The 16,522-nt window shown below is 68.5% G+C and carries 12 protein-coding genes; 3 read left to right on the forward strand and 9 right to left on the reverse strand.

Annotated elements, in window-relative coordinates; translation table 11 throughout:
• The first annotated feature begins 32 nt into the window (after window positions 1-32).
• Window positions 33-1,631, forward strand: a complete 1,599-nt coding sequence (locus LCL87_RS08030; RefSeq protein WP_225018475.1) for a Na+/H+ antiporter — start codon at window positions 33-35, stop codon at window positions 1,629-1,631.
• A gap of 12 nt (window positions 1,632-1,643) precedes the next feature.
• On the opposite strand, the gene LCL87_RS08035 is transcribed toward LCL87_RS08030, so the two are convergent.
• Window positions 1,644-2,633: an NYN domain-containing protein gene (locus tag LCL87_RS08035; protein WP_225018477.1), complete on the reverse strand. Its 990-nt coding sequence runs from the start codon at window positions 2,631-2,633 to the stop codon at window positions 1,644-1,646.
• 88 nt (window positions 2,634-2,721) lie between these two features.
• Between LCL87_RS08035 and LCL87_RS08040 the strand changes: the two genes are divergently transcribed.
• Window positions 2,722-3,198, forward strand: a complete 477-nt coding sequence (locus LCL87_RS08040; RefSeq protein ID WP_225018479.1) for a hypothetical protein — start codon at window positions 2,722-2,724, stop codon at window positions 3,196-3,198.
• A gap of 98 nt (window positions 3,199-3,296) precedes the next feature.
• Here LCL87_RS08040 and LCL87_RS08045 read toward each other — a convergent pair whose 3' ends face one another.
• The 7 genes from LCL87_RS08045 to rpsF form a co-directional block, all read right to left on the reverse strand.
• Entirely contained in the window at window positions 3,297-4,760 is a 1,464-nt protein-coding gene (locus tag LCL87_RS08045; protein ID WP_225018481.1) for a glyceraldehyde-3-phosphate dehydrogenase, read from the reverse strand.
• Window positions 4,761-5,240: 480 nt separating this feature from the next.
• Window positions 5,241-6,062, reverse strand: a complete 822-nt coding sequence (locus LCL87_RS08050; RefSeq protein WP_225018483.1) for a beta-propeller fold lactonase family protein — start codon at window positions 6,060-6,062, stop codon at window positions 5,241-5,243.
• Window positions 6,063-6,261: 199 nt separating this feature from the next.
• Window positions 6,262-8,901, reverse strand: coding sequence for a replicative DNA helicase (gene dnaB, locus LCL87_RS08055; protein ID WP_225018485.1), 2,640 nt, complete (start codon window positions 8,899-8,901; stop codon window positions 6,262-6,264).
• Between the two features lie 511 nt (window positions 8,902-9,412).
• Window positions 9,413-9,868, reverse strand: a complete 456-nt coding sequence (rplI, locus tag LCL87_RS08060) for a 50S ribosomal protein L9 (RefSeq protein ID WP_225018487.1) — start codon at window positions 9,866-9,868, stop codon at window positions 9,413-9,415.
• Between the two features lie 17 nt (window positions 9,869-9,885).
• On the reverse strand, window positions 9,886-10,128 hold the full coding sequence (gene rpsR / locus LCL87_RS08065) for a 30S ribosomal protein S18 (RefSeq protein WP_005516769.1): 243 nt from the start codon (window positions 10,126-10,128) through the stop codon (window positions 9,886-9,888).
• Window positions 10,129-10,167: 39 nt separating this feature from the next.
• Window positions 10,168-10,701, reverse strand: a complete 534-nt coding sequence (locus LCL87_RS08070) for a single-stranded DNA-binding protein (protein WP_225018489.1) — start codon at window positions 10,699-10,701, stop codon at window positions 10,168-10,170.
• A 91-nt stretch (window positions 10,702-10,792) separates the two neighbouring features.
• Window positions 10,793-11,080, reverse strand: coding sequence for a 30S ribosomal protein S6 (rpsF, locus tag LCL87_RS08075; RefSeq protein ID WP_005516767.1), 288 nt, complete (start codon window positions 11,078-11,080; stop codon window positions 10,793-10,795).
• A 185-nt stretch (window positions 11,081-11,265) separates the two neighbouring features.
• On the opposite strand from rpsF, the gene LCL87_RS08080 reads away from it, so the two are divergent.
• Window positions 11,266-12,645, forward strand: a complete 1,380-nt coding sequence (locus LCL87_RS08080; protein ID WP_225018492.1) for a glycosyltransferase 87 family protein — start codon at window positions 11,266-11,268, stop codon at window positions 12,643-12,645.
• Here LCL87_RS08080 and LCL87_RS08085 read toward each other — a convergent pair.
• On the reverse strand, window positions 12,584-16,384 hold the full coding sequence (locus LCL87_RS08085; protein WP_225018494.1) for an nSTAND1 domain-containing NTPase: 3,801 nt from the start codon (window positions 16,382-16,384) through the stop codon (window positions 12,584-12,586). The genes LCL87_RS08080 and LCL87_RS08085 overlap by 62 nt on opposite strands.
• Window positions 16,385-16,522 lie beyond the last annotated feature (138 nt).

Consider the following 16,522-nt stretch of genomic DNA (forward strand, 5'->3'; position numbering starts at 1 on the left):
ATCCACACCGGAACGTCGGACGGAGAACCGCCGTGAACGTGGCACTGCTCGCCGTCGCGGTGGCGGCGCTGCTCACCGCCGCCGTCGCGCGCCGGATGAACTGGTCGGCGCCGCTGCTGCTGGTCCTGGTCGGCCTGGTCGGGTCGCAGATTCCCGGGCTCCCCGACACCGCGCTCGATCCCGACCTGGTGCTGTTCGCGGTGCTGCCGCCACTGCTCTACTCGGCCGCGCTCGACAGCTCCTCGCTCGCGATGCGCCGCAACGCGCGCCCCATCGCGTTTCTCGCGATCGGGCTGCCGCTGGCCACCACCGCAGTCGTCGGGGTGGTCGCCTACGCCACCATTCCCCAGTTCTCGCTCGCCGCCGCGCTGGTGCTCGGGGCCGTCGTGGCTCCACCGGATGCGGTGTCCGCCAGCGCGATCGGACGACGCCTCGGCCTGCCGCGGCGGATCATGACACTGCTCGGCGGGGAGAGCCTGCTCAACGACGCGACCGCGCTCACCGCATACCGCGTCGCGCTCGCGGCGGCGGTCGGCACCGGCGTCACCCTGCTGGAGGGGGTGCGCACCTTCCTGGGCGCCGCGATCGGCGGCATGCTGATCGGCTTCGTGGTGGGCATCGCCGTCGCTGCGATCCGCTCGCGGCTCTCGGATCCGGTGATGGAGAGCGGAATCGGGCTACTCGTCCCGTTCGTCGCTTACCTGGCGGCCGAGGAGGTGCACAGTTCCGGGGTGATCGCGGTGGTCGTCGCCGGCCTGTATCTCGGGCAACGGTCGACCAGCGCCGGCTACGCGACCCGCCTGCAGGACACCGCGGTGTGGAAGGCCGTCGACGTCGTCCTCGAATCCTTCGTCTTCCTGCTGATCGGGCTGCAGTTGCCGAGCGTCGTGCGGGGGCTGCACGACCGCAGCGTGGCCGAGGTGGTCGGCGCGTCCGCGGTCGTGCTCGCCGCGGTGATCCTCGTCCGGGTGCTGTGGGTCTTCCCCGCGGCCTACCTGCCCCGGCTGATGTCCGGGCGGATCCGCGAGCGGGAGCCGGCGCCCAGCCTGCGGGCGGTGTTCGTGCTCGCGTGGTCCGGCATGCGCGGGGTGGTCTCGCTGGCCGCGGCCTTCGCGATTCCGCTCACCGTCAACTCGGGGGCGCCCTTCCCCGGACGCGACATGATCCTGTTCATCACCTTCGTGGTCGTGGTCGGCACCCTGCTGCTGCACGGGCTGACGCTGCCGTGGCTCATCACCCATCTCGGCGTCGACAACTCGGACGAACGACGCAGGGACGCCGTGACTCTCGCCGCCGCGCAGGACCGGGCCGCGCGGGCCGCGACGGAGGTGCTCGACCAACTGGTGGCGAGCGCCGACGGGGACCCCGCCGCCGTCCGGCAGCGCGCCGCCGAGATCCTGCGCGCCTGGAGCGAGCACCGCGCGCACGCCGCCTGGGAACGACTCGGCCGCAGTGACGCCGAGCTGGGCGAGAGTCCGTCCGCCGCCTTCCGCGCGCTGCGGCTGCAGATGCTCGAGACGGAGCGAAACGTCTTCATCGCCGAACGCGACACCGGACGCATCGACGACGACGTGCTGCGCCAGGTGTTGCGTGAACTCGACCTCGAGGAGGCGACGCTGAACCGGGAGTAGGACCGTCCCCGCTCAGGCCTCGTCGTACTTCTCCCAGAAACGCGATCGCAACCGGTACCGAATGCCCTCGTCCAGGTCGTACTTCTGCATCACGTCGCAGGCGTCCAGCAGAAGTGCGCGGTCGATGTCCCGGGGGATCGACGGTTTCGCCCGCAGGAGTCCCAACTGGTCTGCGGCAGTGGCACTCTCCTGGAACGACGCGATGACCCGCATCACGACCTCGTCGATCAGCCGATCGTGCTCGTCACCCTCGGTGTCGTCGTATCCAGGCAGAACCTGCGCCTGGGACCCGGTGGAAACGCTGTAGGCGAGCACGCTGGTCGGGCGTGGTGGCGCCGGGCTGTGCGGGAGGGACGCGAGATCGAGCGGGGTCCGGACGGTCGGCCGTGCCGCGGCCACCGTGGCGGGCGTCGCGGAGACCCGTTCCGGCGCAACGGCTTCGGGAACCGGTTGCCGATCGACCTTCAAGACGGAATCGTCGACCGCAGCGCCTTCGATGGTGTCGAGCTCGTCCGCGGCCCGGACGAGATGCCGGCTCACGCCGTGCGGCCTACCCTCCGCGGACGGCACGGCGAACACCACCACCTGGACGCCGTGGACCTGCGCCTCCTCGACTGCTTCGGTGAGATCGTCGTCGCCCGACACCAGGAAGAACACGTCCGATGCCCCGTTGCGCGCGTGGGCCACGAGGTCGAGGCCGATCCGCAGATCGACGCCCTTCTGCTCACCGTTGACTCCGAACCGGCCGAGCCGGAGCTTGACCTTGGAGAGCTCGCCGATGCGCTCCTGCTGCGGATCCGGAACGCCGTTGCGCGCCGAGTCGTACCAATGCACCCGCAGCACGGGCAGTCCCGACCGGGCTTGTGCCGCGTGCACGAGCGAACTGATCAGCTTGGAGTAGTCGACGTGGATCCCTCCGCGGAGCGAGGTACCGGTGACGCGAGTGGCAGCCGAGGCAAGCAGGTACCCGGCATCGATGTAGAGCGAGCAGGTCGACCGCATGCGCCCACTATGGCATGAGGAACCGACGCCTATGGCGAACTCGTTCGACTGACAAGTCGAGGCGACCCGGACGATGTAGCCTGCGCGGGTGACGAGAAGGCTTCGCAGAGCTTTGATTCCGGTGACCCTGGCGGCAGCGACGCTGACCCTGGCGGCTCCCGCCGCCTCCGCGCACCATCCGGAGCGGGTGCCCCTCCCGACCGTGTACACACTCGGCGAGGGCCACTCACTCCCGTGCGCCGGTCAGGTCACCAGCGTCCTCGAGACGCCGCACGATCAGCCGGGCGTCGCGTGGGTCACGCTGTCGTGGACACCGTTCTTCACCAGCCCCTGCACGGTCACGGCCAACATCAGTGCCTGGAACAACGACACCGGCTGGCACGGCGTCACTCCTGTCCGCCTGACCAACGAGTCCAGCGGCCTGGGCGCGCCAGTTGGTCGCTGGACCGACCGGGTCCGGATCCCGCTCGGGTCCGGCAACTCCGGACTCACCGTCACCACCGGGACCCTGAGCAGCTTCTACTTCGACCGGAGTTGGACGGCACTTCGATTCGTGGTGCCCTGACCGGTAGCGTCCGCCCGGGGCTGCGCATGCGGGTGATCCGCCACCCGCCGGAGTCGGTTTGGACAGTCCGGCGGGCGGCGTGATGCGGAATCCCGAGGCTAGGCGATCGCTCCAGCGGTAGCGGCCGCGTCGACCGCCGGGTAGATGGGGTACTCCACGCCCGAGAGGTACTGGACGGTGCGAACCACCTGGCAGGAGTAGCCGAACTCGTTGTCGTACCAGACGTACAGGATGGCGGTGTCGCCGTCGACGATGGCCGCGTTCGCGTCGACGATGCACGCCGCACGCGAGCCGATGAAGTCACTCGACACGGCATCGGTTGCCGCGGTGTAGTCGAGGTTCCGGCTCAATGCTCCGGTGAGTGATTCCTGGCGAAGGTGCTCCAACACTTCGTCCTTGGTGGCCTCGCGGCCGAGCTGAAGGTTGAGGATCGCGACGGAAACGTCCGGCGTGGGCACGCGGATCGAATTGCCGGTGATCTTGGCCTTCAGGTCGGGGAGTGCCTTCGCGATCGCGGAGGCCGCACCCGTCTCGGTGAGGACGAGGTTGAACGGCGCCGACCGGCCACGCCGGTCGGCCTTGTGGAAGTTGTCCAGCAGGTTCTGGTCGTTGGTGAACGAGTGGACGGTCTCGACGTGGCCCCGCACGACGCCGAACTCGTCATCCATGGTCTTCAGCGGCGGGACGATGGCGTTCGTGGTGCAGGACGCGCACGACACGATCTTCTCGGCCGGATCGATGTCCCGGTGATTGACGCCGTGCACGATGTTGGGGACGTCACCCTTACCGGGCGCGGTCAGGACCACCTTCGCCACACCGGGGCGGAGGTGCTGCGACAGCCCGTCGCGGTCACGCCAGATGCCGGTGTTGTCGATCAGGATCGCATTGTCGATGCCGTACTCGGTGTAGTCGACGGTCGTCGGATCGTTGCTGTAGATGAACTTGATGACGTTGCCGTTGGCGATGAGGGTGTCGTTCTCCTCGTCGACCTTGATCGTGCCGTTGAACTGACCGTGGACGGAGTCGCGCCGCAGCAGTGACGCACGCTTGACCAGGTCGTCCTCGCTACCCTTCCGGACGACCACGGCACGCAGGTTCAGGCCGTTGCCCGAACCGGCCTTCTCGATGAGGAGTCGCGTCACGAGTCGACCGATACGCCCGAATCCGTAGAGGACGACGTCCTGGGGCTGCGCGGGGCTCGTCTGGGCACCACCGACCAGGTCGGCGAGGCTCTTCGCGACGAACTCCGGGATCGACGCATCGCCACCCTGGGTGCGGTACGCGGTGACCAGCAGGCCGAGGTCGATCTTCGACGGCCGCAGATCGAGGTCGGTCAGCGCCTCGAGGAATGGGAACGTCTCCTCGACGGAGAGTTCGTCGCCGCGGATCTGTCGGGCGAAGCGATGGGTCCGCAGGATCTTGATGACCGACTTGTTCACCAGCGAGCGGCTGTGCAGCAGAATGGTCACCGAATGCGTGCGGTGCAGGCCGCCGATAATCGGGATCATCGCTTCGGCGAGCGCTTCCTCGGAGTTCCACTGTGTCAGTTCCGGTGCGCTCACTACGTTCCTCTGGCTTTCTGGCTAACTGGCGTGCTCGTGGTCGACGCCGGACAGGATGGAACACACGTCGTACACCGGTGTTGCGGAGAACGGCGTGTGCACCACCAAGCATATGTAACCGCCCTATCGGGACGACAGGCACCAGGCAACACAACGGCTGCTACTGCCGGGGAGATACGGGAGGACCCGAGAGACGCGCCGTTCGCACTGTGACGAGACTCTCGGCTGTGCCGTCGAGGATTTAGCCCAACGACTACTCCTCGAGCACCAAGTCGTCGAACCAATCAGCTACACAACGCATTTCAGACGTCGGCCGGGCGCCAGTCGCTCACAAGCAAGCACTTGGCCGGTCGAGCGGCCTCCCGGTGTGGTGTGGTGCCGGGCAGCGTCCCGTTCTTGTTGTGCTGTCGGAGTGAAAGAAGGTGGCCGCCCATCCCCGTCGAGGGGGTGGGCGGCCACCGGGCATGTGTGGCGCTGGGGTCAGGAGGTCCAGGCCGCCGGGTCGAAGGAGCCGAACGTGCCGAGGGAGCCGGCCGGGGTCGAAGTGGTGTCGGTGATCTCGAGGACCACCGGCAGGACCGCATCGTCACCGATGCCGTTGGTGGCGGTGAGGGTGAACTCGAACCGTCCGGCGGCGGTGGGGATTCCGGAGATCACTCCCTCCGCCGACAGGGAGAGGCCGTCGGGCAGGTCGCCGGAGGCGGCGGTCACAGTCGGAGCCGGCTGCCCGGTGACGGTGAATGCGTAGTCGTAGGGCTGGCCCACCGTCCCGGCGGCTGGGGCGCCGGCGAGGGTCGGCGCCTGCTCGATTGCGATCACCGACACCATGTTGCTGACCTGGTTGGTGACGTAGGCGCGGGATCCGTCCGGTGTGATCGCCACCCCGACCGGGTACGCGCCGACCCGGATGGGATCACCGACGACGGTGCCCGTGGCAGTGTCGATCACCGACACCGTGTTGCTGCTCTGGTTGGTGACGTAGGCGCGGGACCCGTCCGGGGTGATCGCCACCCTGGACGGCTCCGTGCCGACCGGGATGGGGTCACCGATGACGGTGGTCGTGGCGGTGTCGATCACCGACACCGTGTTGCCGGCCGCGTTGGTGATGTAGGCGCGGGTCCCGTCCGGGGTGATGGCCACCCCGAACGGCTGCGTGCCGACCGGGATGGTCGTGGTCACGGTGTCCGCCGATGCCGGGCTCACCCCGGCCACCAGTGCGGCGACCGTCAACGCGGCCGCGCCGACACCGGCAGACAGTCGAGCCCGCCACGGCGGCGGATGTGAACGATCAACAACAGTCATGAGAAGCGCGCCCTTCCCGGTGCAGTCCGCACTCCCGGGGCGCGCAGCAGCCCGCAGGTGCGGGCACCACCAAAGAACATAACGGGCATTCGTCCTGAAAGAGACTGCATCCAGCGGAAACCCGACACCGGCCACCCAGTCGCAGTCGAATTGGCGCCGCGTTCCGTCAATCTTCGCCGCATCTCGACAGCAGCAGCGACTACCCCCGCGCCATGTCCACGAACCGCGAGTAGTGCAGCTGGTGGGCGACGGTGATGGTGGCCGTCGGACCGCCACGGTGCTTGCCGAGGATGATGTCGGCCTCGCCGCCGCGCGGGTCGTCCCGCTCGAAAGCGTCGGGGCGGTGCAGCAGCATGACCATGTCGGCGTCCTGCTCGAGCGAGCCGGACTCGCGGAGGTCGGACACCTGGGGGCGCTTGTCCGTTCGCTGTTCGGGACCACGGTTGAGCTGACAGATCGCGATCACCGGAACCTCGAGTTCCTTCGCCAGCAGCTTGAGGCTTCGGGAGAACTCCGAGACTTCCTGCTGACGGGACTCGACCTTCTTGCCGGATGACATCAGCTGCAGGTAGTCGATCACGATCAGCCGGATGTTGTGCTTCTGCTTGAGCCGGCGGGCCTTCGCGCGGATCTCCATCATCGTCAGGTTGGGGGAGTCGTCAATGAACAGCGGGGCCTCGCTGATCTCACTCATCCGCCGCGCCAGACGCGTCCAGTCGTCGTCGGTCATCTTGCCCGAGCGCATGTCCGAGAGCTTGATCTTCGCCTCCGCCGACAGCAGACGCATCACGATCTCGGTCTTGCTCATTTCCAGCGAGAAGATGACGCTGGCCATGCCGTGCTTGATGGAGCACGACCGCATGAAATCCATGCCGATGGTGGAGTTGTGCGTCGGCACCATCGACCGTCCTGCGAGATACAGGTGGTCGGCGTTATCGACCTCGACGCACCGCACCGGCACGCTGTCGATCTTGCGGACATCCACGATGTACCGGGACCCGATGCGCGCGGTCCCGCTGGCAGCGCGACGCTCCTTGTGCAACAGCGCCTTCCGCGACAGCCCGAAGACCTCATCGTCGGCGCCGAAAGTCAGCGTAAACGCCGTCGACGACGCCTCCGTCCGCCCACGTACAGCCTTGGTGCTCGTCTGCACGCGGTACCCGAGGCTGACCACAAGTTCCGCGACGTCCCGGACGAGGCGCTCATTGGTCCCGGTGAACTGCACCGAGCCACCGTTCGTGACCGTGCCGTCCGTGTCGAGCAATCCGGCCAACAGCGCACGGCGCTGCGATTCGGACGCGCGCAGGTACTGCGTCGGAATGTGCTTGTCGCCCAGCACGCCGAGGGTGCGCAGACGAGAACGAACACTTCCGACGGTGTTCCGGCACGCCTGGCACATCCGAAGCCCGATCGACTTGCCGCCGCAGATCGGGCACGTCGGCGCCGGAACCGGAGCGGACACGAAACGGGCCTTACCGCCGCAGGATTGACCACACGTCCGCACCTCGCTGGTGAACGGTACGAAGCTCTTTCCACACACGACGCAGGCCCGCGCCTCGATCGGGTCCTCGGGCGCAAGCTTGAGGCTGTAGCGCAACCGAGCAGTCTCCGACGGCACCACGACGAATCCCTCGGCCTCGATCAACATGATGATCTCGGGATCCGCGGTCGTGAACTGCGAGTTGTCGGAGGTGCCATCACCCAGCCACGCGCCGAGCGTGTACGGCGGCATGAGCAGATCCTGTGCGGGCAACTGCAGCGGCTCGGTGTTCGTCACCGAGTGATTGATCCGACGGTCCGCCGTCTCGCACCGCAGCGTCGTGGCGATCTCGCCCGTCGTCCGCACCTCCGCGAAGGTGCGCTGGGTCTTGTACCGGTTGTAGCCGGTGGCCGCCTGCTGGGCAGAGCGCCGCGACGCCCGCGTCTCCGTCAGCCACTGGTGCTGCTCGTCGGCGACGATGACGGTGCCGTCCGAGAACTCCACCTCGTAGCAGGGGCGATCGGTCATGACCTCGGTGGCCGCGACGACCGTGGTGGGCTTGCCGTGCGCGTCGATCAGCTGATCGCCGACGGCGACCTCGCCCATCGTGGTCCATCCGGTCGGCGTCGCCAGCGGGGTGTCGAGGGCAAGGGCCTTGCCGACGCCCGGACGAGCCGCCACGATGATCATCTGACCTGCATGAAGGCCGTTGGTGATCTCGTCGAGTTCACTGAATCCGGTGGGCACGCCGAGGGAGATGCCGCCGCGGCTGGCGATGGAGTCGATCTCGTCCATCGTGGGCTGCAGCAGCTCCTCGAGCGGCATGAAGTCCTCGGTGGTGCGGCGCTCGGTGACCTCGAAGATCTCGGCCTGCGCGCGGTCGACCACCTCGGCGACATCCTGGCCGTCGCTACCGGAGTAGCCGTACTGGACGATGCGGGTGCCGGCGTCGACGAGGCGGCGCAGGATCGACTTCTCCGCGACGATCTCCGCGTAGAACGCGGCGTTGGCCGCAGTCGGCACCGTCTGGGTGAGGGTGACCAGGTAGGGGGCGCCGCCGATACGGCGCAGTTCGCCACGACGGTCGAGTTCCGCGGACACCGTCACCGGGTCGGCGGGCTCACCGCGGCTGTAGAGGTCGAGGATCGCGTCGTACACGGACTGATGCGCGGGACGGTAGAAGTCGCCGGGCCGCAGCACCTCGAGGACATCGGCGATCGCATCCTTGCTCAGCAGCATGCCGCCGAGCACCGACTGCTCGGCGACCATGTCTTGCGGAGGCTGGCGACCGAACTCCTCGCTGGGTTCGTCGGGGGGTCCCGGGTACTCGGAATGCCCTCGATCATCTACAACCGCCAACGCGACCGTCCTTCCCCACGACGAGCCTGCGACGCCACTCGAACCGATGTCCGGGCGGCGTCCTGCACTCTCTTTGTACTCGCGTCCCCCGACAAATCTCGGCCGCCCCGCGGGCGCCTCGAGAGACACGCTCGCAGCGACGTTAGGGCCCTCGAGGAGCCCACACCAAGCCGGCCTGTGTACACAGCTGTGGATGAATTGGGGACGCGGGACTCTCGAGTGTTAACCGGCTGGGGAAAACTGGGGACAACCTGTGGATCGACGAACATCACACTCAACAATCCGCAGGTAGACAGCCCTTTTTGTTTTCACACCCCTGTGGATTGAAATTCCCACGGCGTGTCGGCCGAGTTGACAAGCCGGGCGTGTTGGGTAAACAAACGTCCAACGGAAGTATGACCCAGATCATAAAAGTGGCACCGGGTGGCGAATCTATCCACAAGCCGTCCCCAGCAACGCGAAGGGCCCCGCGGACCGGAAGTCCGCGGGGCCCTTCGACCGAACGTGTCGACTAGGCGGCGACGACGTTCAGGTGGAACTTGGCAGCAACCTCGGGGTGCAGGTTGACCACGATCTGGTGCTTGCCGGTGGCCTTGATGTGGGCCTTCGGCAGCTCCAGGCTGCGCTTGTCGACGACCGGGCCGCCGGCAGCCTTGATGGCGCCTGCAACGTCGGCCGCGGTGACGGAACCGAACAGCTTGCCCGAGTCACCGGCGGTCTTCACCGACAGCGACACAGCCTCGAGGCCCTCGATGGCAGCCTTGAGCTCCTTGGCGTGGTCGAGGCCACGAACCGCGCGCGCTTCCTGCGCACGACGGATGCCCTCGACCTGCTTCTCGGCGCCACGGGTGGCAACGATGGCCAGGCCGCGGGGGAGCAGGTAGTTACGGCCGTAGCCGTCCTTGACCTCGACGGTGTCGCCAGGCGCACCGAGGTTGTCCACGTCAGCGGTGAGAATCAGCTTCATGTCGTCCCTCCCTTTCCTCAGCGAGCCGTCGAGACGTAAGGCAGCAGGGCGACCTCACGCGAGTTCTTCACGGCAACCGCGATGTCCCGCTGGTGCTGGACGCAGTTGCCGGTGACGCGGCGGGCGCGGATCTTGCCGCGGTCGCTGACGTACTTACGCAGCAGAGCCGTGTCCTTGTAGTCGATCTGCGTGTTCTTTTCCTTGCAGAACGTGCAGACCTTCTTCTTCATAACCTTGTCGCGCAGCGGCGGCTTCGGCATGTCTATCTCCGTTTTCTGGATGTTCCGATCGGGTACGGATCAGAACGGCGGTTCGTCGTCCGAGCCACGGGAGCCCCCGAAGGAGCCCGCCTGCGGCGCGCTGCCCCACGGATCTTCTCCGCCCGGGCTGCTGTTGTAGTTGGACGCCGGACGTCCGCCGCCGGATCCGCCGGAAGAACCACCGAAGCCACCACCGCCACCGCCTCCGCGGTTGGCCTTGTTGACCTTGGCAGTGGCGTACTTGAGCGAGGGGCCGATCTCGTCGACCTCGAGCTCCACGACCGTGCGCTTCTCGCCCTCACGGGTCTCGTACGAGCGCTGCTTGAGCCGTCCGCTCACGATCACTCGCGAGCCTCGGGTCAAGCTCTCCGCAACGTTCTCCGCAGCCTCACGCCAGATGTTGCAGCGCAAGAACAGCGCTTCGCCGTCCTTCCACTCGTTGGACTGACGATCGAAGGTGCGGGGCGTGGACGCGACGGTGAAGTTCGCGACCGCGGCACCCGCGGGGGTGAAACGAAGCTCGGGATCAGCCGTCAGGTTTCCGATGACGGTGATTACGGTGTCGCCTGCCATGTGGTTCCTCCTGCTGTATGTGGCGTTCCTGTTGGTCCGGAGCCTAGGTGCTGGTACTGACTACCAGCATCCGTGCCGGATCCGACGGGAATCACTTGCCGTGGCGCAGGACCTTCGTACGAAGCACCGACTCGTTCAGACCCAGCTGACGGTCGAGCTCCTTGACGGTGGCCGGCTCGGCGGTGATATCGACGACCGCGTAGATGCCTTCGGCGTTCTTGGCGATCTCGAACGCGAGACGACGCTTGCCCCAGACATCGACCTTGTCGACATTGCCGCCGTCCTTACGGACAACATTGAGGAACGTATCCAGCGACGGAGCGACAGTGCGCTCGTCCAGGCTGGGGTCGAGGATGACCATCAATTCGTAATGACGCATAAGACCTCATCACCTCCTATGGACTGTGAAACGGCCACGGACTGTCCGTGGCAGGAGGGTCGTTGCGTCAGCAACCTTTGCAGGGTACACGAGTGCCGTCTGACCTGCGAAATTGACCCCGCAGTCGGATCCGGCCGGGTCTCGCCGATCCCACGGGTCCACGAGATCGCCCTACGCTGGATTCCATGCGGGCGACGGGGAACATCCGGGCCGGAGCAACAACGGTCACCGTCCTCACCGCCTGCCTGCTCACCCTGATGCTCGGCTACCTGGACAAGGCGCGCTGCATCGGCCCGCCGTTCGGCGCCGACGGCCGCAGCCTGATCTTCGACCGAATCAAGGACCGCGACGTCTGCTACTCCGACATCCAGCTCCTGTGGCTCGGCCGCGGCATCGACCAGCACCTGTTCCCCTACACCGGCGGCATCACGCCGGACGGCCTGCTCACCGGCGGCACCGTCGAATACCCGGTGCTCAGCGGCCTGCTGATGTGGCTCGGGGCGATCGGCGCCCACACCGACGCCGAGTTCCTACAGCACTCGGTGCTGCTGCTGGCGCCGTTCGGGCTGGCGACGGCGTGGATGCTGAGCCGGCTCACCGGCCGCTCCGCGCTGCTGTGGGCGGCCACCCCGCCGCTGCTGCTGTACGCGTTCCACAACTGGGAGCTGCCCGTCGTCGCGACGTCGGTCGGGGCGATCGCGGTGATGGCGACGGACCGGTGGCCGATCCGCACCCGCGGGGTGCTGGCCGCGGTACTGCTCGGCGTCGGCTTCTGCCTCAAGCTCTATCCGGGCCTGTTCGTGTTGCCGCTCGCGCTGTACGTCCTCACCCGGGGACGGCCGCGCCACGCTCTCGACGTCCGTGGCGCCGCCGCGGTCCTCGGTGCCGCCGCGGCGACCGTGGTCGCGATCAACCTGCCGTTCGCGGTGCACGACTACGCCGGCTGGCGGGCGTCGTTCACGTTCCAGCAACTGCGCGAGGCCGACCTCACCAGCAACAGCATCTGGTACTGGGGACTGCGCCCGCTCATGGGCGCCGGCGACCGGGGGAGCGCGTCGTACCACGCACTGGTGGGCACACTGTCGCCACTGCTGCTCGCCGCCGCGCTGGCGCTCGCGTTGTGGCTGGGGTGGCGGCGGTACGCACGCGAGGGCGTCTATCCGTGGATCGGCGTGAGCGCGTCGATGCTGTGCGCCTTCGTCCTGCTGCACAAGGTGCACTCCCCGCAGTACACGCTGTGGCTGCTGCCGTTCCTGGTGCTGCTCCGCATCCCGTGGTCACTGGTCGGCACGTACCTGGTCGCCGACGCCGTGCTCGGGATCGCGGTGTTCCGCTGGTTCGACGCCCTCGCCACCGACTCCGACGGCGAGGCCGCGAAGTTCCTCGTCGAACTCGGGGTATGGAGTCAGGCCGCGCTGCTGGTGGTGTTCTTCGTCCTGTTCACGCGGGCACCGCTGCGCCGGTACGCGGGCGGTACCCGCGCACCGGCCACGGCGGTCACCGTCAGCCGCACGGCGCCTCGTAGCGGACACCCGGTAGGTGCCGCCGCCACTCGTCCTCGGTGATCGCCGTTCCCGCGGTGCGGCACAGACGCTCCGCGACGGCGTCCGGGTCGGTTCCCCACAACCGCACCACCTTGTCGGGGCCGGAACCGGCGATGACCGCACCGTCGCGCCCGAAGGCCGCGTCGTTCACGCGCGCACCGGACGCGGTGAGCACCGCGAACCGCGTCGGATCGGCGGGGTCGGAGGTGTCCCACACCAACAGCACACCGCCGCCCACACCGGCCGCCAACCGGTCCCCGGACGGGCTGAAGCTCACCGAGTAGACAGCGTCCGCGGCGTCCGCGAGCCGGGCGAGTTCCCGCGGCGCGGCGGCGTCCGAGACATCCCACAGACGCACCGTCCCGTCTGCGCTGCCCGCTGCGAGGGTGCGCCCGTCCGGGCTGAAAGCCAGTGCCTGCGCATAGTTCTCGAAGCCGTCGACGGTCACCAGCGGCTTCGGCTCCGCACCCGACACGTCCCACAGGTGTACGACGTTGTCGGCTGTCGCGATCCCGATACGGGTGCCGTCCGGACTGAACGCCAGCGCGAGCGGATAGTTGCGGGCGTCGATCGCCGCGACCTCACGCGGCGCCGACGGGTCGGTGACGTCGAGCAGTTTCACCAGCGGTGCGTCCTGCGCGGCGACCGCGAGCCGGGACTCGGCGGGATCGAACGTGACCGTCGCGGCGAGTCCGGCGACGACGCCGGTGGGTGCGCTCACCCGCCGCGGTGCGGCCGGTTCGGTCAGATCCCACAGGTAGGCGCCACCGGCGCCGGTTCCGGCCGCCGCCAGCCGCCCGGATCGGCTCAGCGCGATGGCTCCGGTGAACACGTCACCCGGCTCGGGCCGCAGATCCGGAAGCGGCACAACATGATCGATGTCCCGAGTGTCCCACAGCCGATGAGCCGACCCCTTGCTGCCGACCCCCGCCATCAGGATCGCCCCGTCACCGCCGAACTGGTTGACGAACACGGTGGAAGTGGCGCCCGGCAGCGCCGAACCGGGTAGCGGCCACACGTGCGTGATACCCGACGCCGCCGCCGACACCAGAACGCGATCGTCCGCACCGAACTGGAGCGAGGTCACCGGACTGGCACTCGGGAGCGTCTCGAGCAGCCGGTCGGACGTTGTGTCCCACAACCGGATCGAGTTGTCCGAACTCCCCGCCCCCAGGCGCGTGCCGTCGCGGCTGAAGGCGACGTCGTTGACGTAGCTCGTGAACCCGTCCAGTGCCGGTTTCGCCACCGGCGCAGAAGGATTCGTGAAGTCCCAGCGCTTGACGACGCGCCCGGAGGTGCCCGCAGCGAGCGTCGTGCCGTCTGGCGACCAGTCCAGATCGAGGATGCGGTCCGTCGTTCCGTCGGGAACGATCTCGAATACTCTCGCGGGCATCGTGTCCCACGCGGCGAGATCCCACACCCGCAGCGCCGACTGTCCGCCTCCGGTGGCCAGCCAGCGACCGTCCGGCGAGATCGCAGCGAAGGTCACGGAGTCGCCGGGCTGTTCCAGAGCCGGCCGCGCGACGGGACGTGCCGAATCGTCGACGTCCCACCGCAACACCCCCGACGCCGAGGTGCCGGCCACCAGGCGTCGGCCGTCCGCCGAGAACATCAGGTCCTGCACGACGTCGGAACCGTCGGAAAGGGTGGAGACACGTTGCGGGGCAGCGGGTTGCGAGATGTCCCACAGCGACGCCCCGTCACCGCCACCAGCGGCGAGCAGTGTCCCGTCCGGACTGAATGCCAGCGCGTACAGCGGTTGGGTCGTGCCGACCGGCAGCTCGGCGACCGGCGCGGACTCGGGGACCCCGTCGGACACGAGGTGCAGGCGCACGACACCGTCCGCACCCGCCACACCGAGCAGACGCCCCGTGGCGTCGATCCGTGACTTCGTGCCGCCGTTGGCCCCGACCAGCCGGGTGGGTGTGTGCACCGCCGTCGAATCCAGCAGCGCGGAACGGGCCTGCAGCGTCGGGGAGATCCGGTACGACACGAGCGCCAGCCGCGCCGCCAACGCCGGATCCTCGTCCCGCAGCTGCACGGCCTCGGTCGCCACCTGCCGTGACATCGCCTCGTCGCGTTGCCGCTCGGCGGCGGACCGTTCGACGAGCGCGGACACCGCCATCACCACCGCGAGGATCGACACCACGACGAGCGCCGCGACGAACCGGCGCACCACGCGACCACGCCGCCGTGACGCCCGCTGCTCCTCGTCACGGCGAGCGACGCTGGTGGACAGGAAGTCCCGCTCCACCTCGTTGAGGTCGGGTTCGCGGCCGTCCGAGCCGAGCCAGTCCTCGACCAGCGCGAGCCGCCCCTCGCCGAGTAGGTCGCTGCGGTCGCGTCCGCTCTCCTCCCACACCTGCGACGCCTGCGTGAGGCGGCGGTGCACGATGAGGCCGGCGCGATCCCGGTCGATCCAGTCCCGCAGTCGCTGCCACGCCGACAGGAGCGCCTCGTGCGACACCTCGACCGTCTCCTCGTCGACGGTGAGGAGACGGCGCATCGCGAACGCGTCGATCACGGTGTTCACGTCGGCGACGTCGTCGCCGTGGAAGAGTTCGGCGCGGGGCGTGCGGCGCCGCGTCTGGGTGTCGTCGTCGACGTTGACCAGCCGCAGGAAGATGCGCCGGGCGAGCCGCTGCTGGTCCGCGGTGAGACCGGCGAAGACCTCCTCCGCACTCTGCTGCACCGCGCCGCCGATGCCGCCGGTCGCGTAGTAGTCGGCGACAGTGAGGGTCTTGCGCTCGGCGCGCTGCCAGGTTCCGAGGAGGGCGTGCGAGAGCAGCGGCAGCGAACCGGTGTCGTGTGGCCGGCGGGACGCCCGCGGCGCCAGATCGCCGAGCAGCACCTGCACCAACTCGTCGGACACGGCCAGTTTCGCCTTGCCCGCCGGCTCGACGATCACCCGGCGCAACTGGTCGTCGGTGAGCGGACCGACCACCACCGGTCCCGCGTCGAGGGCCGGCAGCAGCACCGCCTCCCGGGCGGCCGACCCGTAGAAGTCCGCGCGCATCCCGAGCACCACGACGAGATCCGGATCCGCGGCGACCCGGGCCGCGAGCGAATCGAGGAATTCCTCGCGGATCGGCTCGGACACCTGCGTCCACAGTTCCTCGAACTGGTCGACGATCACCAGCGTCGGCGCCCCCGGTGGCGGGATCTCCGCCAGGCACCCGAGCGGATCGATGCCCGGGGTGAACACCCGGACGCGCCACGACACCGTCGCCGAGCCGGCCCGGCCGATCGACGACGCGAGCCCCGCCCGCAACAGCGACGACTTCCCCGACCCCGACGGACCGAAGACCATCAGGATCCGGTCGTCGGCGCCCGCCGCCCGCTCGACCCGGGCCACCAGGGTGGCCGTCAGGTCCTCGCGCCCGAAGAACCATTCCGCGTCGTCCTCCCGGAACGCCTCGAGACCGCGGTACGGCGGGCGGGCGGCGATGCCGCGCCGGGCGTGGAGGCTCCGGACCCGGCGCACCGCATCGAGCCACGGCGCCTGGGCGGACTCGCCCGTCACCCCGCAGGCGTCCAGCACCGCGATGAACATCCCCGTCCGGGCGGACGTCGGGAGGTGCTGGCCGGCGAACCAACCGGTGATGGTGCCGTGGATCCCGCCGGAACGGTCCACGACGTCCCGCACCGACAGTCCGGCCGACGCCCGCAGGGCCGTCAACGCTGCAGCGAGCTCCTCGCGCGAACCGATCGCCCCCGGATCCACCCCTGTCGGCGACGTATCGTCATCAATCGTCGTCATGAGCGGCGACTATAGATCGCCTGGTCAGCGCCGCGTGGCCGTACGGACTTCGTATCGGAACCTTTTTTCGCGGCCGATTTGCCCACCCGCGTGAACAAGATCATCCAGCAGTGTCGAACGGCACGTCGGGGTGCAGCG

It is taken from the genome of Prescottella equi (assembly GCF_020171745.1).
Lineage (GTDB): Bacteria > Actinomycetota > Actinomycetes > Mycobacteriales > Mycobacteriaceae > Prescottella > Prescottella equi_A.